Source organism: Pseudomonas sp. IAC-BECa141, assembly GCF_020544405.1.
In the GTDB taxonomy this organism is placed as follows: domain Bacteria; phylum Pseudomonadota; class Gammaproteobacteria; order Pseudomonadales; family Pseudomonadaceae; genus Aquipseudomonas.
The window spans coordinates 3,688,779-3,712,335 of the sequence record NZ_CP065410.1; the positions used below are offsets into that span (position 1 = coordinate 3,688,779).

Below are 23,557 nucleotides of genomic sequence, written 5' to 3' on the forward strand. Positions count from 1 at the left end.
GGAATCGTTCGGTAGAAAATTCCGCGCGATGAAGAAAAAGACATTGCACGAACCGGGGCCCTTTCGCGCATGATGTGCGCACTCAGCCCAAGGGAGATTTCCATGCGCTTCATGCCATCCGTTCTGCGACTCGCCGCGTTGTCCGTGGGCCTGGCGTTGGCCACTTCGGCCATGGCCGCCGACGAGTCGCAATTGATCGAATCGATCAACAGCTACCGCAGCCAGCCGCAGCGTTGTGGCAGCCAGGCGTCCAGCGAATTGCCGCCACTGTCGGCCGATCCGCGCCTGATTCTGCCGGCAAGCGGCGTAGTGGATTTGCAGCAGGCGATGTCCAGCGCTCGCTACCCGATGGTCAACGTGCAGGCGATCACCCTGAACGGGCCACGGGATGCGGCGTCGGCGATGAAGGCGATTCAGGAGAGCTTCTGTCAGGTGGTGCTGGATCCGCAGTTCGTCGATATCGGCGTCAGCCGCGCCGACCGTGACTGGCGCATCACTCTGGCCCGGCCACTGCTGTCTGCCCGCCTCGGCGACGGTCAGGCTGAAGGCCAGAAACTTCTCGAACAACTCAACGCCGCCCGCGCCCAACCGCGCCAGTGCGGCGGTCAGGCATTCGCGGCGACTGCGCCGCTGGCATGGAATGCCGTGCTCGGCGGTGTCGCCCAGGAACACAGCCGCGAGATGGCCAACAACAATTATTTCGACCACAAGGACCGCAACGGCGGCACTCCCGGCGACCGCGCCGAACTGGCCGGCTACAGCGGCCAGCAGGTCGGCGAGAACATCGCCGCCGGGCAGGACACGGTGCAGAAAGTCGTTGCCGGCTGGCTCGCCAGCCCCGGCCATTGCGCCAACCTGATGAACCCGCAGTACCGCGAAATGGGTGCTGCTTACGCAGTCGATCCGAAGAGCAGCGCCGGCATTTACTGGACGGCGATGTTTGGTGGCGAGTAAACATTAAAACCACCACAGGACTCAGTGGTGGACTCAGATTTGGGCAATAAAAAACCGGAGCCAGGCTCCGGTTTTTTTATGCTCAGTGAGTCCTCATCCCCGCCGCATACATCGCCAGTTTCAACAGACTCGCCACTACGGCCAGCGATACCACGCTGCCAAACCAGATCAGCAGCAGCCAGCCCAGGCGCTTGTACCAGGGGCTGGATTTCACCTCACGCGAATCAATGATAGCCATCGCCAATCCTCACTTTGCCGCGGAACACGTAGTAGTTCCAGAAGGTGTACATCAGGATCACCGGCAGGATGAACAGCGCGCCGATCAGGGCGAACAGCTGACTGGTGGCCGGTGAGGCCGCCGCCCACAGGCTGACCGACGGCGGAATGATGTTCGGCCAGATGCTCAGCGCCAGCCCGATGTAACCGAGGAACATCAGCACCAGGGTGAACACGAACGGCCAGTGGGTGTGTCGCTGCCGTAGCGAACGCAACAGCCCGAACAGCGCCAGTACCGCCAGCACCACCAGCCCGGCGAACACGGTCAGGTGCGCATGATTGAACCAGCGAGTGGCCAGTTCCGGGTGCAGTTGCAGCGTCCACGCGCCGATCACCACCACCATCGCCAGCAACAGCCACGCCAGCGGACGGCTGTAGTGACGCATCCGCGACTCCAGCATGCCTTCGGTCTTGACCAGCAGCCAGGTGCTGCCGAGCAAGGCATATGCGACCACCAGACCGACACCGCAGACCAGCGGGAACGGCGCCAGCCAGTCGAGACCGCCACCGGCGAACTGCCGATCCACGACCGGAATTCCCGCCACATACGCGCCAATCACCACGCCTTGGGAGAACGTCGCCAACAGCGAACCGCCAATGAATGCCCGGTCCCACAGATGACGTTTTTCAGCCGGTGCCTTGAAGCGAAACTCGAACGCCACACCGCGAAAAATCAAACCCGCGAGCATGAAGATCAGCGGCAGATACAGCGCCTCCAGAATCACCCCGTAAGCCAGCGGAAACGCGCCGTACAACGCCGCGCCGCCGAGCACCAGCCAGGTTTCATTGCCGTCCCACACCGGTGCGACGGTGTTCATCATCACGTCGCGTTCCCGCTCGTCGCTGATCATCGGGAACAGGATCCCGAGGCCCAGATCGAAGCCGTCCATGATCACGTACATCATCACCCCGAAGGCAATGATCACGCCCCAGATCAACGAGAGATCGATACCTTGGATACCCATGACTCAACGCTCCTTTTTCAGTGGATCCGGGTCGCGGATTCGAGGTTGTCGGTGACCGCCGAAAGTGGCCGGCGCGGGGTCTGGACCTGAGTGCCTTCAGGCGGGTGTTCGTGGTGCGGCTGCGGACCTTTGCTCACCAGTTTCATCATGTAGCCGATGCCCACGGTGAACACCGAGCAGTAGATGACGACGAACAGCGCCAGCGACGTGCTCATCTGCGCCACCGAGTGGTGGGACGCGGCGTCATGAGTGCGCATCAGGCCATACACCACCCACGGCTGCCGCCCGACTTCGGTGGTGATCCAGCCTGCCAGCAACGCGATCAGACCACTCGGCCCCATCAACAGCACCAGCCGCTGGAAGCCGCGATGCCGGTAGACCTTGCCGTTGCGCCGCAGCGCCAGGCCCAGCACACCGACCAGAATCATCAACATGCCCAGCCCGGCCATCACGCGGAAGCTCCAGAAGATCACGGTCGAGTTCGGCCGGTCTTCTTTCGGGAAGCTCTTGAGCGCCGGAATCTGCTTGTCGAGGCTGTGGGTGAGGATCAGGCTGCCGAGGTACGGAATCTCGATCGCGTACTTGGTTTTCTCCGCCTGCATGTCCGGGATGCCGAACAACACCAGCGGGGTCGGCTCGTTGTCAGCGTTTTCCCAGTGGCCCTCGATGGCGGCGATTTTTGCCGGTTGGTGCTCCAGCGTGTTCAAGCCATGGGCGTCACCGACCACCGCTTGAATCGGCGCGACGATAAGCGCCATCCACAACGCCATGGAAAACATCTTGCGCACAGGTTTGCTGTCGTTGCCGCGCAGCAAATGCCAGGCTGCCGAAGCGCCGACGAAGAACGCCGTGGCAACGAACGCGGCAATCGCCATGTGCGCCAGCCGGAACGGGAACGACGGGTTGAACACGATGGCCAGCCAGTCGACCGGCATCACCCGGCCGTCGACGATTTCGAAACCTTGCGGAGTCTGCATCCAGCTGTTGGAGGCGAGAATCCAGAAGGTCGAAATCAGCGTACCGATGGCGACCATCACCGTGGCGAAGAAGTGCAAGCCACGGCCGACGCGATTCCAGCCGAACAGCATCACCCCGAGGAACCCGGCCTCGAGGAAGAACGCGGTCAGCACCTCATAGGTCAGCAACGGCCCGGTGACGCTGCCGGCAAAATCAGAGAACCCGCTCCAGTTGGTACCGAACTGGTACGCCATGACCAGACCGGAGACCACGCCCATGCCGAAGTTGACGGCGAAGATCTTCGACCAGAAATGGTAGAGATCGCGGTAAGTGTCGTTACGGGTTTTCAGCCACAGGCCTTCGAGCACCGCCAGGAAACTCGCCAAGCCAATGGTGATCGCCGGGAAAATGATGTGGAACGAAACCGTGAACGCGAATTGAATTCGCGCCAGGTCCAGTGCCTCCAGGTTGAACATGATGATGTCCTCATCCAGGCTGAAAAGCGGCAGCACACGGCCGGGCCACCGCCAGGCGCGAACGCCTGCAGCCAGTCAAAAAGCAGAAGGGTTGGATCGCGTGGGTCGGCTACGCCACCGACGACGGGATCAGGTTGCTCGCCTCGGCGGCTTCGAGACGGATCGCCACGAACTTGGAGGTCGGTGTATAGGTGCGATCACCGTAGCTTTCCAGCGGCACCAGCGGGTTGGTTTCCGGGTAGTACGCGGCAGCCTGACCCGCTGGAATGTCGTAGGCGATCAATGTGAAACCGCTGACCCGACGCTCGCGTTCGTCGCCCCACAGCGCTACCAGATCGACCTTCTGCCCCGGTTCGAAACCGAGCCGGCGGATGTCCTGCTCGTTGGCGAACACCACGTCGCGCATGCCGTAGACCCCGCGATAACGGTCGTCGAGGCCGTACAGCGTGGTGTTGTACTGATCGTGGGAGCGCATGGTTTGCAGAATCAGATGCGGTTTGACCGGCAGGTTGCGCACACCTTCGCTGATCAGATGCTCCGGCAGCACGCACGGGGTGAACTGGGCCTTGCCGGTTTCGGTTTTCCAGACCCGGTCGGACGCGTTGTTGCCAAGGTGGAAACCACCGGGGATCAACAACTTCTCGTTGAAATTTTCGAAGCCCGGAATCACGTCCGCGATCAGGTTGCGGATGCGACCGTAGTCGCCCACTGCCCATTCCCAGTCGATCGGATGCTTGCCCAAGGTGGCGGCGGCGATCCCGGCAATGATCGCCGGCTCGGATTTCAGGTGCGCTGACTTCGGTTTCAACTGACCAAACGACAAGTGCACCATGCTGAAAGTGTCTTCCACCGTCACGCCTTGCGGGCCTTCGGCCTGGACGTCGATGTCGGTACGGCCCAGGCACGGCAGGATCAGCGCGTCACGCCCGGTCACCAGATGGCTGCGGTTGAGCTTGGTCGAGATGTGCACGCTCAGGTCGAGTTTGCGCATCGCCGCGTGGGTGCGCGGAGTGTCCGGCGTGGCTTGGGCGAAATTGCCGCCCAGACCGATAAACACCTTGGCTTCGCCGCGCTCCATGGCACCAATCGCCATCACCGTGTTGTGGCCGTGCATGCGCGGCACCTTGAAGTTGAAGCGTTTTTCCAGAGCGTCCATCAGCTCGGTCGGGGCCAGTTCGTTGATGCCCATCGTGCGGTCGCCCTGCACATTACTGTGGCCACGCACCGGCGACAGCCCGGCGCCCGGACGGCCGACGTTGCCGCGCAGCAGTTGCAGGTTGATGACTTCCTGCAGGGTCGACACCGAGTGCACGTGCTGGGTCAGGCCCATGGCCCAACACATGATCACGCTCCTGGCGCGGGCATACATGCGCGCGGCCAGTTCGATGTCATGCAGCGGCACGCCGGATTGCTCGACGATGTGCTCCCAACGGGTGGCATCGACTTCGGCCAGATAACTGTCGAGACCCGACGTGTGTTCGGCAATGAACGCGTGATCGAACACCGGTTCGCCGCCGGTGGCCTGGGCTTCACGCTCCCACTCCAGCAGGAATTTGGCCATGCCGCGAATCATCGCCATGTCGCCGCCCAAGGCTGGACGGAAGTACGCAGTATTGGTCGCTTCCCAGCCGTTGCTGAGCATTTCGATCGGGTTTTGCGGGTTCTGGAAACGCTCCAGCCCACGCTCCTTGAGCGGGTTGATGCACACCACTTGCGCGCCACGCTTCACCGCTTCACGCAGCGGTTCGAGCATGCGCGGGTGGTTGGTGCCGGGGTTCTGGCCGATCACGAAAATCGCGTCGGCGTGGTGCAGGTCGTCATAGACCACCGTGCCTTTGCCGACACCCAGGCTCTCGCCCATGCTTACCGCACTGGCTTCGTGGCACATGTTCGAGCAGTCCGGGAAGTTGTTGGTGCCGTAGGCGCGGACGAACAACTGGTAGAGAAACGCTGCTTCGTTGCTGGCACGCCCCGAGGTATAGAACTCGGCCTCGTGGGGCGATTTCAGGCCTTTGAGGTGTTTGGCGATCAGCGCGAAAGCGTCATCCCAGGTAGTTTCCACATAGCGGTCGACCCGCGCGTCGTAGCGCATCGGATGGGTGATCCGCCCCTGATACTCGAGCCAGTAATCGCTTTGCTCGGCCAGGGTCGAAACTGTGTACTTGTTGAAGAACGCCGGATCGACCAGGCGGCCGGTGGCTTCCCAGTTCACCGCTTTGGCGCCGTTCTCGCAGAACTTCAGCATGCTCGCGCCGGGTGCTTCACCCCAGGCGCAACCGGGGCAGTCAAAGCCGCCGTTCTGGTTGGTCTTGAGCATGGCGCGGATGTTTTTCAGGGCGTTTTCACTGCCCAGCCAGTTCCTGGTGAGGCTGATCACAGCACCCCAACCCGCAGCGGCGCCCTTGTAGGGTTTGTAACGGTCGACTTGTGACATGGGACTTCTCCATGACGATGCACACAGGCAAAAACCTGATCGGGTTTAAACAGCGACGACTGACTTGAAGTTAAAAAAGCGGTCGTTTCGTTTGACGGGGCCAAGGATAGAAACCGCTGCAAAAACTTGTCTAATCGCTATTAATGACCGCGTTATCGAAAGCATCTATCACGGCTTTAAACCCTTTAAATACAGTCACTTGTAAAAACAGAGAGCGATAAAACCGGAAGAATTATTTCATCATCGACAGTATCAATCGGCCGGTCATTAAGAGTGATTGGACGTTGTCTCAAGTTGCTCATAACCTGCACCGACCCAATTCCTTCAATAGCGGATTTCACCCAAGCGAGGCTGTCATGTCAGAGCGCGTCTTGATCGATGGTTACAACCGCCGCGTCGACTACCTGCGCATGTCCGTCACCGACCGCTGCGACTTTCGCTGCGTGTACTGCATGGCTGAAGACATGCAATTTCTGCCGCGCCAACGGGTGCTGACGCTGGAGGAGATCTATCAACTGGCGCAGAGCTTTGTCACGTTGGGCACCCGCAAGATTCGCCTGACCGGGGGCGAGCCGCTGATTCGTCCCGGCGTCGTCGGTTTGTGCAAGCAGATCGCCGCCCTGCCCGGCCTGCGCGAACTGTGCCTGACCACCAACGGTTCGCAGCTCGGCAAACTCGCCAGTCCGCTGTTCGACGCCGGGGTCAAACGCCTCAACGTCAGCCTCGACAGCCTCGATGCCGAACGCTTCAAGCAGATGACCCGAACCGGCGACCTGGCCCAGGTGATCGACGGCATCGACGCCGCGCGCGCCGCCGGTTTTACCCGCACTAAACTCAACTGCGTGGTGATGCAGGGCCGTAACGATCACGAGATCAACGACCTGGTGCAGTTCGCCATCGAGCGGGATCTGGACATTTCCTTCATCGAGGAAATGCCGCTGGGCATCATCAGCGAACACAGCCGTGCCGAGTCGTTCTTTTCCAGCAGCCAGGTGCGTGAAAAGATCGCCGAGCGTTACACCCTGATCGACTCCGCCGAGTCGACCCAGGGCCCGTCGCGCTACTGGCGGCTGGCCGAAGCGCCGCACATCCGGCTGGGGTTCATCTCGCCCCACAGCCACAACTTCTGCGGCACTTGCAACCGGGTGCGGCTGACCGTCGAGGGGCGTTTGCTACTGTGTCTGGGGAACGAGCATTCGGTGGATCTGAAAGCGGTGCTGCGGGCTCATCCGGGTCAACCGCAACGGCTGGAGAAAGCCATCATCGAAGCGATGAAGCTCAAACCTTACCGGCACAACTTTGAAGTGAACGACGACGTGCAAGTGGTGCGTTTCATGAACATGACCGGCGGCTGATCCGCCACGTTTTCAAGGCAGAGAGCCGCATGATCATCCGACCCAAGGTCAATCAATTCGCCATTCTCTTCACCCTCAAAGGCTCGATCGCCAAGCGCATCGCCCTGCGCACCCTGATGGTCACGCTGCTGGCGTCGGGCATCGTGCTGGTGGAAATGCTCCACCCGAGCAACTTCACCAAGGTCAACGCCACGCCATTTACCTTGCTCGGTCTGTCGCTGTCGATCTTCATGAACTTTCGCAACAACGCCTGTTACGACCGCTGGTACGAAGCGCGCAAGGCCTGGGGCGAAGTGATCGTGCATGTGCGCTCGGTGATTCGCGAAACCCATGTGATCCGCGAGTCGGCGCAACGCCGCTTGCTGTTGCTCAACCTCTGCGGTTTTGCCCACGCCTTGAATGCTCGGCTGCGCCGGGAAAACGAAGCTGCCGCCAGTGCCGAATGGATCACGCCGCAACACGATGCGCAGGTGCCGGACTACAGCGGACGCATCCTGCAAACCGTCGGCCAGCAATGTTCCGATTTGCATCAAACAGGCGATCTCAGCGAATGGCGCTACATGCTGCTGGCCAATCACCTGACCAGCCTGACCCAGGCGCAGGCGGTGTGCGAGCGGATCAAGAACACGCCGCTGCCCTTCCCCTACACCTTGCTGCTGCACCGCACGATTTACCTGTTCTGCATCCTGCTACCGTTCGCCATGGCCGAACCACTGGGCTGGCTGACGCCGCTGTTTACGGCGATTGTCAGCTACACCTTCTTCGGCCTGGATGCGATTGCCGATGAGCTGGAAGACCCGTTCGGCCGGGATGAAAACGATTTGCCGACCGATGCACTGGTGCGCAGCATCGAGCGCGATATTCTGGCGGAACTCGGCGTCGAGCCTTTGCCGCCAGCGCTGAAGCCCGTCGACTACGTACTCAGCTGACGGAACTCCGATCCTGTGGGATTGAGGGTGTTCAAAGGGCCTTTGGTTAATCCAGATGCGCCCAGGTCATGCGGAACGACGCGCCACCCCACGGTGAATCGCCGACCTCGACCTGCCCGCCATGGGATTGCGACACTCGCCGCACCAGCGCCAGACCAAGGCCGAAGCCGCCCGTGCGGCGGTCGCGACTGGCGTCCAGGCGCGAGAACGGTTCGAAGATTTTCTCCCGACCTGCCAGCGGCACGCCCGGTCCGTCGTCATTGACCTGCACTTCGTATTGATCGCCGACGCGCACCAGCGACACCTCGACCCGCTGCTCGGCATAACGAATGGCGTTGCGCAGCAGATTGATCACCGCCCGCGCCATGAAGCGCGGTTCGATCCGCACTTCATCAACCCGGCAATCAACGATCAACAGCTGAACCCCGGCCGCCTCGGCTTCCAGCGCCACACTGCCGACCACGCTGTCGAGCCAGTTGGCCGCTTGAATATTCTCGCGGGTGATTACCGTCGCTCCGCGTTCGAGGCTGGCGTAGGTCAGCAGTTCGGAGACCATTTCCTCCAGCTCGCCAAGGTCGGCGTACATGTCGGCGATCAGTTCGCGGTTCTGGCTGGCGTCCGGTTGCTGCTTGAGCTGATCGAGTTCGAACGACAACCGGGCAATCGGCGTGCGCAGTTCGTGGGAGACCGCGTTGGTCAGTTCGCGCTGATTGGCTATCAAGCCTTCGATACGCGCCGCCATCAGGTTGAAGTGGCCGGCCAGGTCGCGGATGTTCGAGCGTTTGGACAGCTGGATCCGTACCGAGAGGTCGTTGTCGCCGAAGCGCTCGGCGGCCAGTCGCAGTTTTTCCAGATCGCGCCAGTGCGGACGCACCCAGAAGTACAAAACGATACCGAGCAGCACCGCCAGCATCATGTAGGCCCCGGCAATGTAGAACGGCATCAGGCTCGGCTCGGGCGGCAATTTGATGCTGAGCAGCTGTGAACCACCGTCGATGTTGCTGATGAACTGGGTGTAATCGTCGCGAATCACCAACAGATCCTTGGCCAGCTCGGCTTTTTCCTGATCGTTGAGGTTCAACTGGTCAGCCTCGACCAGACTCAACGTCAGCCCATAGTGTGGCCGCAATGCCTCCAGTTGCGCCTCGCGCGCAACACCCTGCTGGTCGCGCATGTGTTCGACCAGCGACCATGCCTGACCGCGTACCGCCTCGCGGTTGTAGGCCTGCATCTGGTTGTCGAGCAATGCGTTGAAGGTGTGCTCGACGGTTTGCAGCGCCGCCACCAGCCCGACGGTCATCACCAGAAACAGCCCGAGAAATAACCGCAGCATCTACAACTCCCACGCGAACGGATTGAACAGATAACCCTTGCCCCACACGGTCTTGATGCACACCGGCTCACGCGGGTTGTCCTTGAGTTTGTTGCGCAACTTGCTGATGTACACGTCGACGCTGCGATTGAGGCCATCGAAGGCGATGCCGCGCATGCGGTTGAGAATGTCATCGCGTGACAGGATGTTGCCGGCGGCACTGGCCAGCAGCCACAGCAGTTCGAATTCCATGGTGGTCAGTTCGATCGGCTCGCCCGCCAGACGCACTTCACGGCAACTGCGGTCGATGATCAGGTTGCCGAACTCCAGCGAGCTGACCACACCGCTTTCCGGTACTTGCCGGCGTTGCAGGGCCCGCAGGCGTGCGAGCAGAACAGGCGGTTTGATCGGTTTGATCACATAGTCATCGGCGCCAGACTCCAGGCCCAGAATATGGTCGACGTCATCTTCCTTGGCGGTCAGGATGACGATCGGCGTGTCCGACACGCTGCGGATTTCCCGGCACACGTGCAGTCCACTCTGCCCCGGCAGCATCAGGTCGAGCACCACGACTTTGGGCCTGAATTCAAGAAACGCGGCCACGGCCAGATCGCCGCGATGCACCGTGCGCACATCAAAGCCGTGTTGTTCGAGAAAGTGGGCGATCAGTGCGGCCAGCCGCTCATCGTCTTCCACCAGCAGGACTCTGCCAAAACCCAGGTTATCCATAACGACCGCCGCCAACCGCTTTGTGAAGTGGGCGACATTATGCGGGCATTCAATGGCGAGTCGTTTACGCCAGGCAGCAAAAACCGGCCTCTGGGGCCGGTTTTCGTTGATGTTTCATACTCTTAAGAGTTTTTAACAATTCATGCCGCGACGGGTACGCCGCTGTGGAAACGGAATTCTTCGTCCGGGGACTCGATCAGATCCTGCTCGGCGGCGCGGACTTTTTCGATCACTTGAGCGATGTCCCCGGCGTCGCCGTACTGGTAGGCCAGTTTCAGGTAACCCTGGAAATGCCGGGCCTCGCTTTTCAGCAGGCCGAAGTAGAACTTGCCGAGTTCTTCGTCCAGATGCGGCACCAGCGCTTCGAAACGCTCGCAACTGCGCGCTTCGATGAAGGCGCCGACCACCAGGGTGTCGACCAGTTTGACCGGTTCGTGGCTGCGCACCACTTTGCGCAGGCTGGAAGCATAACGGCCGGCATGCAGCTGACGCAGTTCGATCTTGCGCCGCTTCATGATGCGCATCACCTGCTCGTGGTGCACCAGCTCTTCCCGGGCCAGACGCGACATCATGTTGATCAGATCGACATGGGAATGGTACTTGGCGATCAGGCTCAACGCGGTGCTGGCGGCCTTGAACTCGCAGTTCTTGTGGTCGATCAGCAGGGTTTCCTGATCGGCCAGCGCGGCCTGGACCCAGGCGTCAGGCGTGCGGCAACCAAGGAATTCGTGGATTTCGGGAAGGATCATGGGGCTCACGGTCAAAAGGTGTTCGAGCGAAGGGCGCCGATTATACCGGCCTGCCCGCAGACCACCAGCGGCCTGCGTTGATATGCATCAAGTCGCAGACGGATGCGCAGCAACTATAGTTGTGCAACGCCGTGCCTTTTCATTGCTGGAGACTCACTCATGCAAGCCATTCGCAGCATTCTGGTGGTCATCGAACCCGAACACGCGGAAAGCCTGGCGCTCAAGCGCGCCAAGCTGATCGCCGGGGTGACCCAGGCCCATCTGCACCTGCTGGTCTGCGACAAGAAGCACGATCACGCCGGCATGCTCAGCGTGCTCAAGGCCGCGCTGTTGGCGGATGGCTACAGCGTCACCACCGAGCAGGCGTGGAACGAGAGCCTGCACGAAACCATCATCGACGTACAGCAGGCCGAAGGCTGCGGGCTGGTGATCAAACAGCACTTCCCCGACAGTCCGCTGAAAAAGGCCCTGCTGACCCCGGCAGACTGGAAACTCCTGCGCCACTGCCCGACTCCGGTGCTGCTGGTGAAAACCTCCGCCTCCTGGAAAGACCGAGTGATTCTGGCCGCTGTCGATGTAGGCAATGCCGATGGCGAACACCGCCACCTGCACACCACCATCATCGACCACGGTTATGACATCGCCAGTCTGGCCAAAGGGCATCTGCACGTGATTACCGCCCATCCGTCACCGATGCTGTCGGCGGCCGACCCGACCTTCCAGCTCAAGGAAAGCATCGAGGCGCGCTATCGCGAGCAATGCCGGGCGTTTCAGGCTGAATTCGACATTGATGACGCTCACCTGCACGTCGAGGAAGGACCGGCGGATGTGCTGATTCCGTTCATGGCGCACAAGCTGCAGGCGGCGGTGACCGTGATTGGCACCGTGGCGCGCAGCGGGGTATCCGGGGCGTTGATCGGCAACACGGCCGAACAGGTGCTGGATCAGCTGGAGAGTGATGTACTGGTGCTCAAGCCGCAGGAGGTTGAAGACCATTTGGTCGAGTTGGCGGTCAAGCATTAAGGCCTTCGGTGCCTGAACCGGCCCCTTCGCGAGCAAGTCGAATCGTCGCACCGTCGCTCCCGCAGTGGTTTTGTGAACGACATTAATCCAATGTGGGAGCAGCTTGCTCGCGAAGCTTTTGAACTTCAGTCGCCGAGGGCGTCCTTGAGGAAACCGGGCGCGATGTAGCGCTGATAGTGCGCTTCCGACAGCAGGAAAAATTCCCGATCAATGGCATCGCGCAGTTCCGGCAGGTTCCAGTCGCGAAACTCCGGCAGCAATACCATCCCGTAGGCTTCCAGATTAATGATCACCCGCGCGCCCCGGGCGATCAGTTGATAAGCCCAGCAATATTCCGACTGATGCGGCACGAAGCGGATCTTGCGCTGTTCCAGCTGATGGCGCAGGCGCGCCGGATCGAAGACCTCGACCTTGCTGGCCATCACTTGTGACAGCAATTGCTCGAGACGCAGCCAGACCGCGCGCTTTTCTTCCTCGTTGTAACCGTTCCAGTGGATCACTTCGTGGTGGAAACGCTTGCAGCCACGGCACACCAGATCACCGTAAACGGTAGAGCAGAGGCCGACGCAGGGGGTCTTGATGGTCTGATTGGGCATAAATGGGCAAAACACTTGAAACGCGGAACAGGTCGGCATGTTAGCCCTTTGTCCGCCATTCATCACCCCTCAAACGTCAGGGGCAAGCGCTGGATCGGGGTTTGGCCCGATGGCGCACAACGCCACCAAAGTCCAATAGAGCGCGACTTACCTTTAAATTTTTTTTGCCGTAGAATCAGCCAGCCTTTTTAGGCGCCAATGTCCGTTAGAAGCTGTTTTCAAAGCGTCACGAGCACAGTCGTTCCTTCAGAGCGGTGTTGGCGTAAGGTTTTTCCAGCGGGGAAAAGCCGTACGCCAACCCTCATCAGCTCCCCGTTCTGCAGGCGTAAAACTTTGAAAGCAGCTTCTGTAAGGAATTGCCGGTAATTCTGGCCGAACGACCCACAACGTCGTGAGGAGCATGAGTACGGCAATTTCGGGATGAGCGTCCCGGACACCCATTTGGGACCACTGATGAGGGTAATAACTGTGCTTGAAGCCTACCGCAAACATATCGAAGAGCGTGCAGCCCTGGGTATCGTTCCCCAGCCGCTTAACGCCGAACAAACTGCAGGCCTGGTCGAGCTGCTGAAGAATCCTCCGGCTGGCGAAGAAGCTTTCCTCGTTGACCTGATCACCAATCGCGTACCACCAGGAGTGGACGAAGCCGCCTACGTCAAGGCCGGTTTCCTCTCCGCACTGGCCAAGGGCGAAGTCTCCTCCCCTCTGCTGGACAAAAAGCGCGCTGTAGAACTGCTCGGCACCATGCAGGGCGGCTACAACATCGTGACTCTGGTTGAACTGCTGGACAACGCCGAACTGGCGCCAGTGGCCGCCCAAGAACTCAAGCACACCCTGCTGATGTTCGATGCCTTCCACGACGTGGCTGAAAAAGCCAAGAACGGCAACGTTCACGCCAAGGCCGTGCTGCAATCCTGGGCTGACGGCGAGTGGTTCAAGAAGCGCCCTGTGCTGGCCGACAAGATCAGCCTGCGCGTCTTCAAGGTGACCGGCGAAACCAACACCGACGACCTGTCCCCTGCTCCTGACGCCTGGTCGCGTCCAGACATCCCGCTGCACGCTCTGGCCATGCTGAAAATGGCCCGTGACGGCATCGTTCCGGACGAGCAAGGCAAGACCGGCCCGATGAAGCAGATCGAAGAAATGCGCGGCCAGGGCTTCCCTATCGCCTACGTCGGTGACGTGGTCGGTACCGGTTCCTCGCGTAAATCGGCGACCAACTCGGTTCTGTGGTTCTTCGGCGACGACATCCCTTACGTGCCGAACAAGCGCGCTGGCGGTTTCTGCTTCGGCAGCAAAATCGCTCCGATCTTCTACAACACCATGGAAGATGCCGGCGCACTGCCAATCGAGTTCGACGTGTCGAACATGAACATGGGCGACGTGATCGACCTGTACCCGCACGCTGGCAAAGTCTGCAAGCACGGTACCGACGAAGTCATCACCACCTTCGAAATGAAGACCCCGGTCCTGCTGGACGAAGTCCGCGCCGGCGGCCGTATCCCGCTGATCATCGGTCGTGGCCTGACCGAGAAGGCTCGCGCCGAGCTGGGTCTGCCAGCGTTCGACCTGTTCAAGAAACCTGAAGCACCGGCCGAAAGCACCAAGGGTTACACCCTGGCGCAGAAAATGGTCGGCAAGGCCTGCGGTCTGGCAGAAGGCAAAGGCATCCGTCCTGGCACCTACTGCGAACCGAAGATGACCACCGTAGGTTCTCAGGACACCACAGGTCCGATGACCCGTGACGAACTGAAAGACCTGGCGTGCCTGGGCTTCTCCGCTGATCTGGTGATGCAGTCCTTCTGCCACACCGCGGCTTATCCAAAGCCGATCGACGTGACCACCCACCACACCCTGCCTGACTTCATCATGACCCGCGGCGGTGTTTCCCTGCGTCCGGGCGACGGCATCATCCACTCGTGGCTGAACCGCATGCTGCTGCCGGACACCGTAGGTACCGGTGGTGACTCGCACACCCGTTTCCCGATGGGCATCTCGTTCCCGGCCGGTTCCGGTCTGGTCGCGTTCGCCGCCGCCACCGGCGTCATGCCGCTGGACATGCCGGAATCGATCCTGGTGCGTTTCAAAGGCAAAATGAAACCTGGCATCACCCTGCGTGACCTGGTTCATGCCATTCCTTACTTCGCCATCCAGAACGGTCTGCTGACCGTCGAGAAGAAAGGCAAGAAAAACGCCTTCTCCGGCCGCATCCTGGAAATCGAAGGCCTGGAAGGTCTGACCCTGGAGCAGGCGTTCGAACTGTCCGACGCCTCGGCCGAACGTTCGGCTGCCGGTTGCACCATCAAGCTGTCGAAAGAGTCGATCACCGAGTACCTGCAGTCCAACGTCACCCTGCTGCGCTGGATGATCGGCGAAGGCTACGGCGATGCGCGTACCCTGGAACGTCGTGCTCAAGCGATGGAAGCCTGGATCGCCAACCCGCAACTGATGGAAGCCGATGCCGACGCCGAATACGCCGAAGTCATCGAAATCGATCTGGCCGACATCAACGAGCCTGTACTGTGCGCGCCGAACGACCCGGACGACGCCCGTCTGCTGTCCAGCGTTGCTGGCGAGAAGATCGACGAAGTGTTCATCGGTTCGTGCATGACCAACATCGGTCACTTCCGCGCTGCCGGCAAGCTGCTGGATCAGGTCAAGGGTCAGCTGCCAACCCGTCTGTGGCTGTCGCCGCCGACCAAGATGGACGCTCACCAGCTGACCGAAGAAGGCTACTACGGCATCTACGGCAAGGCCGGCGCCCGCATGGAAATGCCAGGCTGCTCGCTGTGCATGGGTAACCAGGCACGCGTTGAGCCGAACAGCACCGTGGTGTCGACGTCGACCCGTAACTTCCCGAACCGTCTGGGCGACGGCGCGAACGTCTACCTGGCTTCGGCTGAGCTGGCGTCCGTTGCTTCGATCCTGGGTCGCCTGCCGACCGTCGAGGAGTACATGGAATACGCTGGCAAGATCGACAGCATGGCGGCCGACGTTTACCGCTACCTGTCCTTCGACCAGATTGCCGAGTTCCGTGAAGCTGCTGCGAACGCCAAGATCCCTGTCGTTCAAGCCTGACGCTGCAACGCAATGAAAAACGCCGCCCATCGCGAGATGAGCGGCGTTTTTTTATGCCTGCTGAACGGCTGGCGCTGATCGTTCCCTCGCTCCGCGTGGGAATGCAGCCAAGGACGCTCTGCGTCCTGAACCGTGACGCAGAGCGTCACAAGAGGCATTCCCACGCAGACGGTTCGACGTGGGAACGATCAATTACAAACCATACAGGCACAAAAAAGGCCGACCTGCGATGCAGGTCGGCCTTTCTGTTTCACAAGGTCAAATTCCACCTTGCTGCTGAACCTCAAGCAGTCAGCGAATAGATCAACGCCGAAATCGCCACCAGACCCACTGCGGTGACAAACACGTTCGACATCTGCCCACGATAACGGGCCATCGCCGGCACTTTACGGATCGCGTACATCGGCATCAGGAACAGGATCGCCGCGATGACCGGGCCACCGATGGTTTCAATCATGCCGAGGATGCTCGGATTCAGGGTCGCCACGATCCAGCACACCACCAGCATGAACGCCGCCACGATGCGATCCAGAGCCTTGGCGCCTGGACGCTTGCCGCTTTTGACGATCAAGCCCTTCAGGCCTTCGCTGGCTCCGATGTAGTGGCCGAGGAACGACTTGGAGATCGCCACGAACGCAATCAGCGGCGCGGCGAACGCGATGGTCGGGTTGCTGAAGTGGTTGGCCAGGTAAGACAGGATCGACAGGTTCTGCGCCTTGGCTTGCGCCAGTTGTTCCGGCGACAGGGTCAGTACGCAGCTGAACACGAAGAACAGCACCATCAACACCATCAACAGGTGGGCGCGAGACAGGATCTGCGAGCTGCGCTCGTCGGCGTGAACGCCGTAACGACGCTTCTGATCCACCGCAAACGCCGAGATGATCGGCGAGTGGTTGAACGAGAACACCATCACCGGAATCGCCAGCCACAGCGTATGCAGCAGCGCCGACGGTGCCGGCACTTGCGAGGCGGTGGTCAGGATGCCGCCGTTCCAGTGCGGAATCAGGTACACCGCCAGGAACAGCAGCGCGACGATGAACGGATACACCATCAGGCTCATGGCCTTGACGATCACTTGCTCGCCGCAGCGCACCACGGCCAGCAGGCCGAGGATCAGCACGAACGACAACACCGCGCGTGGCGGCGGCGTGATGTGCAATTGGTGTTCAAGGAAACTGGCGACCGTGTTGGTCAGGCCGACGCTGTAGATCAGCAGGATCGGGAAGATCGCGAAGAAGTACAGCAGAGTGATCAGTGCACCGGCCTTGATGCCGAAATGCTGTTCCACCACGTCCGTGATGTCGGCACCTTCGCGACCGGAAAGCACGAAGCGGGTCAGACCGCGGTGTGCGTAGAACGTCATCGGGAAGGCCAGCAGCGCGAGGATCACCAGCGGCCAGAAACCACCCAGACCTGCGTTGATCGGCAAAAACAGGGTACCGGCGCCGATGGCCGTCCCAAACAGTCCCAACATCCAGGTAGTGTCATGGCGATTCCAGCTCGACAGTTCAGCTGGTGCTGCCGCTTCAAAGCGTTGTTCGACGCTATTGGCCTGATCATTCATCCGGTCGGATCTCCGCATTCCGGTCACTTGCCACTCGGTCGGGACGCGTCGGAAAAAACCGACAGACATGCCCCGGCCGAAACAGGGGCGAGATTCTCCGCGATAAATGAGCAGAAGCAAAGACTTAGCTGAGGAATGGTTGTGCGGAGCAGATCGAAGACTTGTCGCTTTTGGGAAAAAACATGTCGGCAACGGATACGCCACATGTCGTTTTATGGCATGTTTCGGTGCCGGATGTGACAGGGCAAAACCCGATCAAATCGATCGGCCCAACATGAAGCCGAGGGACATGCAAAAAATGCCGAAACCCAGCATGCCCCAGACTGGGTACATATCGTTTTTATCCTGGATTCGCATTTTTTCGACCCACTCCTCGTGCTCTCGATCTGCTTCTTCCATTATCGCTTTACGGTCGAACGTGCTCATGTAGATGTCCTCTTTGGGTTCATGGCGCTGACTGTGTGACGCACGCATGCTCAAAACTTGAAATAGACACCTGCTACTGCGGTGATTGCGGTTACCACCGCTCCCAATACCGCGAGCGGGTACAGATTAGTCTCCCTGTTGAGTTTCTTTACTTCCGCCAAAAGCTTTTGCCTTTCAGCCCTCAGCTTGCGTGATTCATTCATTAGCCTGTCGAGTTCCAGACTTTCACGATCGTTCTGAAGCATTGGCCTTCCTTGGCTGATGGCAATTCCCGCACAGGCTGCCGCTCCATCCTGAGAGCATCCCGCGTTGCCCCTGTATGTTTTCGCGTTTCCAATCCCACTGTATAGCGGACGATTCCACAGGACACCGTAGGCAACATCCGTAAATCCCGCAGGACGGCGCGTCCATTTCCTAACGTTTTTAAACAACCTCACCGACTGGCATTTTTCGGCTATACCCAATGGCGAATTGACTGACATCCCCGTCCAGTCCCCTCGCCTGTGGAGCCTTCCCATGCCCCTCGTTCGCGTCGACATCAAGAAAAACCCGGATCCGACGTTCGCCAAACGCATTGGCGAAGTGATCTACGCCGCCCTGCGCAGCGAGATCAATGTGCCGGAACACGACAATTTCCAGGTGCTGGCCGAGCACGACGACCAGCATTTCGTCTATGACCCGCAATACCTGGGGATCCAGCGCAGCGACGGCATCGTGTTCATCCAGTTGACCATCAGCGAAGGCCGCACCGTGGAGATGAAGCAACGGTTGTTCCAGACCATCGCGCGCAATCTGAATCAGCAACTGGCCGTGCGTCAGGAGGACGTGTTCATCAACCTGGTGGAAGTGAAAAAGAGAACTGGTCGTTCGGCAACGGCATCGCCCAGTACGTGACCTGATCCTGTGACCACCAGCGCCGACATCACCTGACGAAGCACCCGCGCGATCCCTGTATCAGCTCCTACACTGCCTGATGCGGGGCCGCGCCAGCCGTTGCCAAACCGCTCTGGAATCAGCACTCTGAATCGACTTTTGCGCCCGAAGACCGACGATCACAGGAGCCGAGCAATGCCCGCCACCGTTCTGGTACTGGTTGAAACCATCAATGACTATTTGCCGATTCTCGAACGTCAGGGATTTCACCTGATTCTCGCGCCGACTCCTGCCGAACGCGCGCAAGCCATCGCCACTCACGGGGCACGGATCGACGCGGTGCTGACCCGTGGCCCGCTGGGTTTGTACGCGGAAGAAATCGCCGCATTGCCCGCGCTGAAAATCATCTGCGTGATCGGCGCCGGTTACGAGCAGGTTGATCTGCAAGCCGCCAGTGACCGTGGGCTGACCGTGACCAACGGCGCCGGCGTCAACGCGTCATCGGTGGCCGACCACGCCATGGCCATGCTGTTGGCGCTGGTGCGGGACATTCCGCGCTGCGATGCGGCAGTACGTCGGGGCGAGTGGCCGAAAATCATGCGCCCGTCGCTGGCCGGCAAGCGCCTGGGAATTCTCGGCCTGGGCGCGGTGGGGATGGCGATTGCCAAGCGCGCCGGTCTGGGCTTTGACATGGAGATCAGCTACCACAACCGTCAGGTGCGCAGCGACGTGCCTTACGCGTTCTGCTCGACCCCGACCGAACTGGCCCGGGCCTCGGACTTTCTGGTGGTCGCCACGCCTGGCGGCATCGGCAGCCAGCATCTGGTGACCCGTCCGGTGCTCGATGCCTTGGGGCCCAACGGCTTTATCGTCAACATTGCCCGCGCCAGCGTGATCGCCACCGCCGACCTGATCAGCGCGCTGGAACAGCGTCGAATCGCCGGCGCAGCGCTGGATGTGTTCGATCACGAGCCGCAAGTGCCCGATGCGCTGAAGAGCCTGAGCAATGTACTTCTGACCCCGCACGTCGCCGGGCTGTCACCGGAAGCCACCCAGGGCACCGTTGAGCTGGTGGGCAAGAATCTGGTGGCGTTCTTCTCCGGCCAACCGGTGCTGACACCGCTCCAGTTGCCGCCAAAGCTGAACAACCAGCGCGTGCACTAAAGCACGCCGGGCAGAGTCCACAGACGCCGGGCTTCGGCGTCTGCCGAAATCATCCCGGACGTGCCGGCGTCGGGCTGCGGCACGCCACGTCCATTCCCAAAGTTGATTACCGTCCAACACGCTAACCTATAAGACCGAGCCGCGCTTGTGACGACCCAAGCGCGCCATTAGATTAGCCAATGATGTCTGGCCTCCAAAATAAGCAGAAGGGATAAGCATGGCGCTTACTGACCAGTCCACCCGTATCCGCTCTGGCGAAGAACTCGATGCCAGCCTGATCGATCCGTACCTCAAGGCGCACATTCCGGGCCTGACCGGCACGCCCCGGATCAGCCAGTTTCCCGGCGGCGCGTCGAACCTGACCTACCTGCTTGAATACCCGGACCAGGAGTTCGTCCTGCGCCGTCCACCGTTCGGCCACAAGGCCAAGTCCGCCCACGACATGGGCCGCGAATTCCGCATTCTCAACCAGTTGCGCGACGGTTTCCCGTATTGCCCGAAAGCCTACGTGCACTGCACCGACGATTCGGTGATCGGCGCCGAGTTCTACGTGATGGAACGGGTGAAGGGGATCATCCTGCGCTCCGACCTGCCGCCGGAACTGGGCCTGGACTCGGCGAAAACCGAAGCCCTGTGCAAGAGCTTCATCGACCGTTTCGTCGAGCTGCACCGGGTCGATTACAACGCCTGCGGCCTCGGCGACCTCGGTAAGCCTGAAGGCTATGTCGCCCGCCAGATCAAGGGCTGGAGCGAACGCTACGAAAAAGCCCTGACCCCGGACGCACCGCACTGGGAACAGGTCAAAGCCTGGCTCAACGACAAGATGCCGGCCGACCACCCGACCTCCAGCATCGTGCACAACGACTACCGCTTCGACAACGTCATCCTCGACCCGACCAACCCGATGCAGATCATCGGCGTGCTCGACTGGGAGCTGACCACCCTCGGCGATCCGCTGATGGACCTGGGCAACACCCTCGCCTACTGGATCCAGGCCGACGACCCGGCGCCGGTGCAACTGATGCGCCGCCAGCCAAGCCACGCACCTGGCATGCTCACCCGCCGCGAATTCGTCGACTACTACGCCGAACGCTCGGGCATCCAGATCGACAATTTCGACTTCTACTACACCTACGGCCTGTTCCGCCTGGCCGGCATCGTGCAGCAGATCTACTACCGCTTCTTCCATGGCCAGACCCAGGACAAACGCTTCGCGCAGTTCATTCACATGAACAAACTGCTGGAGCAGATGAGCCTGCAGGTCATTGCCAAATCCAGCCTCTGATGACGGCGTTATAACAAGGCTTACTACAAGGGAATCCCATGTCCAAGACTCAGTTGTTCGACCTCGACGGCAAAATCGCTTTCGTCTCCGGCGCCAGCCGCGGCATCGGTGAAGCCATCGCCAAACTGCTGGCCCAGCAAGGCGCCCACGTCATCGTTTCGAGCCGTAAACTCGAAGGCTGCCAACACGTGGCCGACGCCATCATCGCCGCTGGCGGCAAAGCCACAGCGGTCGCCTGCCATATCGGCGAAATGGAACAGATCAGCCAGGTCTTCGCCGGGATCAAGGAACAGTTCGGCCGTCTGGACATCCTGGTCAACAACGCCGCGACCAACCCGCAATTCTGCAACGTGCTGGATACCGACCTCGGCGCCTTCCAGAAAACCGTCGACGTGAACATCCGTGGTTACTTCTTCATGTCGGTGGAAGCCGGCAAGCTGATGCGCGAAAACGGCGGCGGCAGCATCATCAACGTGGCCTCGATCAACGGCATTTCGCCGGGGATCTTCCAGGGCATCTACTCGGTGACCAAGGCCGCGGTGATCAACATGACCAAAGTCTTCGCCAAGGAATGCGCGCAATTCGGCATCCGCTGCAACGCCCTGCTGCCGGGCCTGACCGACACCAAATTCGCCTCGGCCCTGGTGAAGAACGACGCGATCCTGAAGCAAGCGCTGACGCAGATCCCGCTCAAGCGCGTAGCTGACCCAAGCGAAATGGCCGGCGCCGTGCTTTACCTGGCGAGCGATGCGTCGAGCTACACCACCGGCGTGTCGCTGAATGTGGACGGTGGTTTCCTGTCCTGATCCGCCGCTGACGCAAGCGAAAAGGCAGCCCAAGGGCTGCCTTTTTCATGCTTCCAGAACCTTCGGCAACTGCCAGCCGAAATGCACCGACAACAACCGCAGCAACAAACACGCCGCGCCTGCCAGCAATGCGGCCGCCACAGGCGAAACGCCCAGCCTGCGCCCGACGATCAACACCGCCGCACCGACAAACGCCGAACTGGCATACAAATCCGCCTGCAACACCAGCGGCACCCGCGCCAGCACGATGTCACGCAGCACCCCGCCACCGACACCAGTAATCGTGCCCATCAACATGACCACAAACGGCGAAATCCCGAAATTCAACGCCTTCTGTGCCCCGGCCACTGCAAACAGCGCCAACCCCGCCGCATCCAGCACGATCAAGGTCGAACCGGACCAGCCCAGCACCCGCTCATGAAAAACAAACGCCACCCCGCCCATGGCAAACGCCAGCGCGGGATAACGCCAGTCAGCCACAGCCTTGGGCGGCGTAGCGCCGATCAGCAGGTCACGGGTCACCCCGCCGCCCAGTGCAACGATGAACGCAATCACCATCACCCCGAGCAGATCGAGTCGAGCGTGCATCGCCGCAATGGCGCCTTCAACGGCAAACACGGCGGTGCCGACCAGATCGGCCACCAGCACAATCCGCTCGACCCGCGCCTTCGATGGCGCCAGGGCTATTGAGTGACGCAACGGGTCTTGGTGATGTGTCGGGTCACTTGCCCGTCGGCATACGCATCACCGGCGACCTCGGTATTTTCCATGACCTGACAAGTGCGCTCCGGTGGTGGAGGCGGCGCTGCCGGCGGAGGGGGTGGAGGACTGGCGCAGCCGCTCAGCAGCACCAGACCGAAAGCCGACAACAGCGAAAAACACACGCGTTTCCCAGGATTTTTCATAGGATGACCCGCGATGAATGGAAGACAAACTCCCGTCGCCGAGCGTGCAAATACCCGGTTATGGAAACCGAACCACTCATTCCTTATAGACCAGTGGGGGGTGAGTGCCAGTGAAATGGGGATAACAGGTGATATTTACTGTCGATTTTCGGGATGAGTAGCTATCAATTCAATGAGTCGACCGATCGGCCGCCCCCGCTGACAAACCGGTACCCACAGGTGACCGTCAGATTGGGACGCAGAGCCAAAGCGAGGTGCCGAACGTCAGGGCACAGACCTTTTGGTTCCTGTTGGCTGGGCCGGCATTAACGGATATTCACCCAAAAAACCATGAACCTGGTCGGCCCGGAGGCCGCCACGCTCACCCCGGAGAGCGCAAGGAATTACTCTCAAGTTCATACCGCAATTCATCAATCAAGGCCTCCACCGCTTCCGGCGTGCGCAAGGCATCGAGGCTCAATCCGCTGATGACCAGATCAACCTCCCCGGAAACCCGGTGATACAGCTTCACCGTCAGTGAATGATCCCCATCCACCACGCACTCGCAGGCCAACGGCGAAAAACTGCGCTCAAGCTGAGCCCGCAACTGTGCCAGATACATCACCGCGCGTGCTCCGGAAGACGGCGCGCTACGCCCGGTTCAATGACAAGCAATACATTCATGGGGCTGATCCTTGAGTTACGACGAAAGGGACACGATC

The 23,557-nt window shown here is 60.4% G+C and carries 21 protein-coding genes and 1 pseudogene; 9 read left to right on the forward strand and 13 right to left on the reverse strand.

The features are described 5' to 3' along the window. Positions 1–102: 102 nt before the first annotated feature. Entirely contained in the window at positions 103–954 is an 852-nt protein-coding gene (locus I5961_RS16730) for a CAP domain-containing protein (protein WP_085698193.1), read from the forward strand. Between the two features lie 82 nt (positions 955–1,036). Here the strand turns inward: I5961_RS16730 and I5961_RS16735 are convergent, their stop codons facing one another. The 4 genes from I5961_RS16735 to I5961_RS16750 form a co-directional block, all read right to left on the reverse strand. Continuing rightward, complete coding sequence (locus I5961_RS16735; protein WP_085698192.1) at positions 1,037–1,192, reverse strand: DUF2474 domain-containing protein; 156 nt, start codon at positions 1,190–1,192, stop codon at positions 1,037–1,039. Next, the gene (gene cydB / locus I5961_RS16740; protein WP_227232882.1) at positions 1,179–2,195 is read right to left on the reverse strand and encodes a cytochrome d ubiquinol oxidase subunit II; all 1,017 of its coding nucleotides are present in this window, start codon (positions 2,193–2,195) and stop codon (positions 1,179–1,181) included. Before cydB ends, I5961_RS16735 begins: the two co-directional genes overlap by 14 nt. A 17-nt stretch (positions 2,196–2,212) precedes the next feature. Next, entirely contained in the window at positions 2,213–3,628 is a 1,416-nt protein-coding gene (locus I5961_RS16745) for a cytochrome ubiquinol oxidase subunit I (protein ID WP_227232883.1), read from the reverse strand. A gap of 109 nt (positions 3,629–3,737) precedes the next feature. After that, positions 3,738–6,062, reverse strand: a complete 2,325-nt coding sequence (locus I5961_RS16750; protein ID WP_227232884.1) for an FdhF/YdeP family oxidoreductase — start codon at positions 6,060–6,062, stop codon at positions 3,738–3,740. Positions 6,063–6,418: 356 nt separating this feature from the next. Between I5961_RS16750 and moaA the strand changes: the two genes are divergently transcribed. Together moaA and I5961_RS16760 are read left to right on the forward strand one after the other, a co-directional pair. After that, on the forward strand, positions 6,419–7,417 hold the full coding sequence (gene moaA, locus I5961_RS16755) for a GTP 3',8-cyclase MoaA (RefSeq protein ID WP_227232885.1): 999 nt from the start codon (positions 6,419–6,421) through the stop codon (positions 7,415–7,417). 29 nt (positions 7,418–7,446) lie between these two features. Then, positions 7,447–8,346: a bestrophin family protein gene (locus I5961_RS16760; RefSeq protein WP_227232886.1), complete on the forward strand. Its 900-nt coding sequence runs from the start codon at positions 7,447–7,449 to the stop codon at positions 8,344–8,346. 46 nt (positions 8,347–8,392) lie between these two features. On the opposite strand, the gene I5961_RS16765 is transcribed toward I5961_RS16760, so the two are convergent. The 3 genes from I5961_RS16765 to I5961_RS16775 all read right to left on the reverse strand — a co-directional run bounded on the left by I5961_RS16765 (position 8,393) and on the right by I5961_RS16775 (position 11,136). Next, complete coding sequence (locus tag I5961_RS16765) at positions 8,393–9,679, reverse strand: ATP-binding protein (protein ID WP_085698187.1); 1,287 nt, start codon at positions 9,677–9,679, stop codon at positions 8,393–8,395. Further along, complete coding sequence (locus I5961_RS16770) at positions 9,680–10,387, reverse strand: winged helix-turn-helix domain-containing protein (protein ID WP_085698186.1); 708 nt, start codon at positions 10,385–10,387, stop codon at positions 9,680–9,682. It abuts the gene before it with no gap. Between the two features lie 140 nt (positions 10,388–10,527). Continuing rightward, positions 10,528–11,136 carry a tRNA-(ms[2]io[6]A)-hydroxylase gene (locus I5961_RS16775; protein ID WP_085698185.1) on the reverse strand — a complete coding sequence of 203 codons (609 nt, stop codon included), beginning with the start codon at positions 11,134–11,136 and terminating at the stop codon, positions 10,528–10,530. A gap of 159 nt (positions 11,137–11,295) precedes the next feature. Between I5961_RS16775 and I5961_RS16780 the strand changes: the two genes are divergently transcribed. Then, positions 11,296–12,159, forward strand: coding sequence for a universal stress protein (locus I5961_RS16780; RefSeq protein ID WP_085698184.1), 864 nt, complete (start codon positions 11,296–11,298; stop codon positions 12,157–12,159). Between the two features lie 125 nt (positions 12,160–12,284). On the opposite strand, the gene I5961_RS16785 is transcribed toward I5961_RS16780, so the two are convergent. Further along, positions 12,285–12,755, reverse strand: coding sequence for a DUF1289 domain-containing protein (locus tag I5961_RS16785; RefSeq protein WP_085610662.1), 471 nt, complete (start codon positions 12,753–12,755; stop codon positions 12,285–12,287). A gap of 468 nt (positions 12,756–13,223) precedes the next feature. Here I5961_RS16785 and acnB point away from each other — a divergent pair, with 468 nt between their 5' ends. After that, positions 13,224–15,833, forward strand: a complete 2,610-nt coding sequence (gene acnB / locus I5961_RS16790) for a bifunctional aconitate hydratase 2/2-methylisocitrate dehydratase (protein WP_085705030.1) — start codon at positions 13,224–13,226, stop codon at positions 15,831–15,833. A gap of 283 nt (positions 15,834–16,116) precedes the next feature. Here acnB and I5961_RS16795 read toward each other — a convergent pair whose 3' ends face one another. The 3 genes from I5961_RS16795 to I5961_RS16805 all read right to left on the reverse strand — a co-directional run bounded on the left by I5961_RS16795 (position 16,117) and on the right by I5961_RS16805 (position 18,068). Further along, complete coding sequence (locus I5961_RS16795) at positions 16,117–17,397, reverse strand: HAAAP family serine/threonine permease (RefSeq protein WP_085698182.1); 1,281 nt, start codon at positions 17,395–17,397, stop codon at positions 16,117–16,119. A 255-nt stretch (positions 17,398–17,652) separates the two neighbouring features. After that, positions 17,653–17,823: a hypothetical protein gene (locus I5961_RS16800; RefSeq protein WP_170929732.1), complete on the reverse strand. Its 171-nt coding sequence runs from the start codon at positions 17,821–17,823 to the stop codon at positions 17,653–17,655. A 50-nt stretch (positions 17,824–17,873) separates the two neighbouring features. After that, on the reverse strand, positions 17,874–18,068 hold the full coding sequence (locus I5961_RS16805; protein ID WP_085705034.1) for a hypothetical protein: 195 nt from the start codon (positions 18,066–18,068) through the stop codon (positions 17,874–17,876). 271 nt (positions 18,069–18,339) lie between these two features. On the opposite strand from I5961_RS16805, the pseudogene I5961_RS16810 reads away from it, so the two are divergent. From I5961_RS16810 to I5961_RS16825, 4 genes and pseudogenes are all read left to right on the forward strand, one after another. Continuing rightward, positions 18,340–18,722 (forward strand): annotated as a pseudogene (locus tag I5961_RS16810) (tautomerase family protein). Between the two features lie 169 nt (positions 18,723–18,891). Next, positions 18,892–19,860, forward strand: a complete 969-nt coding sequence (locus I5961_RS16815) for a 2-hydroxyacid dehydrogenase (protein WP_085705038.1) — start codon at positions 18,892–18,894, stop codon at positions 19,858–19,860. A gap of 217 nt (positions 19,861–20,077) precedes the next feature. Beyond that, positions 20,078–21,145 (forward strand): phosphotransferase family protein, encoded by a 1,068-nt coding sequence (locus I5961_RS16820; RefSeq protein WP_085698178.1) that lies wholly within the window; start codon positions 20,078–20,080, stop codon positions 21,143–21,145. A gap of 38 nt (positions 21,146–21,183) precedes the next feature. Next, positions 21,184–21,951 carry an SDR family oxidoreductase gene (locus I5961_RS16825; RefSeq protein WP_085687598.1) on the forward strand — a complete coding sequence of 256 codons (768 nt, stop codon included), beginning with the start codon at positions 21,184–21,186 and terminating at the stop codon, positions 21,949–21,951. A gap of 45 nt (positions 21,952–21,996) precedes the next feature. On the opposite strand, the gene I5961_RS16830 is transcribed toward I5961_RS16825, so the two are convergent. Then, positions 21,997–22,650, reverse strand: a complete 654-nt coding sequence (locus tag I5961_RS16830) for a trimeric intracellular cation channel family protein (protein ID WP_227232887.1) — start codon at positions 22,648–22,650, stop codon at positions 21,997–21,999. A 567-nt stretch (positions 22,651–23,217) separates the two neighbouring features. Next, positions 23,218–23,460 (reverse strand): DUF1652 domain-containing protein, encoded by a 243-nt coding sequence (locus I5961_RS16835; RefSeq protein ID WP_085698176.1) that lies wholly within the window; start codon positions 23,458–23,460, stop codon positions 23,218–23,220. Positions 23,461–23,557 lie beyond the last annotated feature (97 nt).

Excerpts from the sequence above, each read along its gene's own strand:
- I5961_RS16730 (WP_085698193.1), top strand. The coding sequence starts at position 103 with ATGCGCTTCATGCCATCCGTTCTGCGACTCGCCGCGTTGTCCGTGGGC.
- I5961_RS16735 (WP_085698192.1), bottom strand. The coding sequence starts at position 1,192 with ATGGCTATCATTGATTCGCGTGAGGTGAAATCCAGCCCCTGGTACAAG.
- cydB (WP_227232882.1), bottom strand. The coding sequence starts at position 2,195 with ATGGGTATCCAAGGTATCGATCTCTCGTTGATCTGGGGCGTGATCATT.
- I5961_RS16745 (WP_227232883.1), bottom strand. The coding sequence starts at position 3,628 with ATGTTCAACCTGGAGGCACTGGACCTGGCGCGAATTCAATTCGCGTTC.
- I5961_RS16750 (WP_227232884.1), bottom strand. The coding sequence starts at position 6,062 with ATGTCACAAGTCGACCGTTACAAACCCTACAAGGGCGCCGCTGCGGGT.
- moaA (WP_227232885.1), top strand. The coding sequence starts at position 6,419 with ATGTCAGAGCGCGTCTTGATCGATGGTTACAACCGCCGCGTCGACTAC.
- I5961_RS16760 (WP_227232886.1), top strand. The coding sequence starts at position 7,447 with ATGATCATCCGACCCAAGGTCAATCAATTCGCCATTCTCTTCACCCTC.
- I5961_RS16765 (WP_085698187.1), bottom strand. The coding sequence starts at position 9,679 with ATGCTGCGGTTATTTCTCGGGCTGTTTCTGGTGATGACCGTCGGGCTG.
- I5961_RS16770 (WP_085698186.1), bottom strand. The coding sequence starts at position 10,387 with ATGGATAACCTGGGTTTTGGCAGAGTCCTGCTGGTGGAAGACGATGAG.
- I5961_RS16775 (WP_085698185.1), bottom strand. The coding sequence starts at position 11,136 with ATGATCCTTCCCGAAATCCACGAATTCCTTGGTTGCCGCACGCCTGAC.
- I5961_RS16780 (WP_085698184.1), top strand. The coding sequence starts at position 11,296 with ATGCAAGCCATTCGCAGCATTCTGGTGGTCATCGAACCCGAACACGCG.
- I5961_RS16785 (WP_085610662.1), bottom strand. The coding sequence starts at position 12,755 with ATGCCCAATCAGACCATCAAGACCCCCTGCGTCGGCCTCTGCTCTACC.
- I5961_RS16795 (WP_085698182.1), bottom strand. The coding sequence starts at position 17,397 with ATGAATGATCAGGCCAATAGCGTCGAACAACGCTTTGAAGCGGCAGCA.
- I5961_RS16800 (WP_170929732.1), bottom strand. The coding sequence starts at position 17,823 with ATGAGCACGTTCGACCGTAAAGCGATAATGGAAGAAGCAGATCGAGAG.
- I5961_RS16805 (WP_085705034.1), bottom strand. The coding sequence starts at position 18,068 with ATGCTTCAGAACGATCGTGAAAGTCTGGAACTCGACAGGCTAATGAAT.
- I5961_RS16815 (WP_085705038.1), top strand. The coding sequence starts at position 18,892 with ATGCCCGCCACCGTTCTGGTACTGGTTGAAACCATCAATGACTATTTG.
- I5961_RS16820 (WP_085698178.1), top strand. The coding sequence starts at position 20,078 with ATGGCGCTTACTGACCAGTCCACCCGTATCCGCTCTGGCGAAGAACTC.
- I5961_RS16825 (WP_085687598.1), top strand. The coding sequence starts at position 21,184 with ATGTCCAAGACTCAGTTGTTCGACCTCGACGGCAAAATCGCTTTCGTC.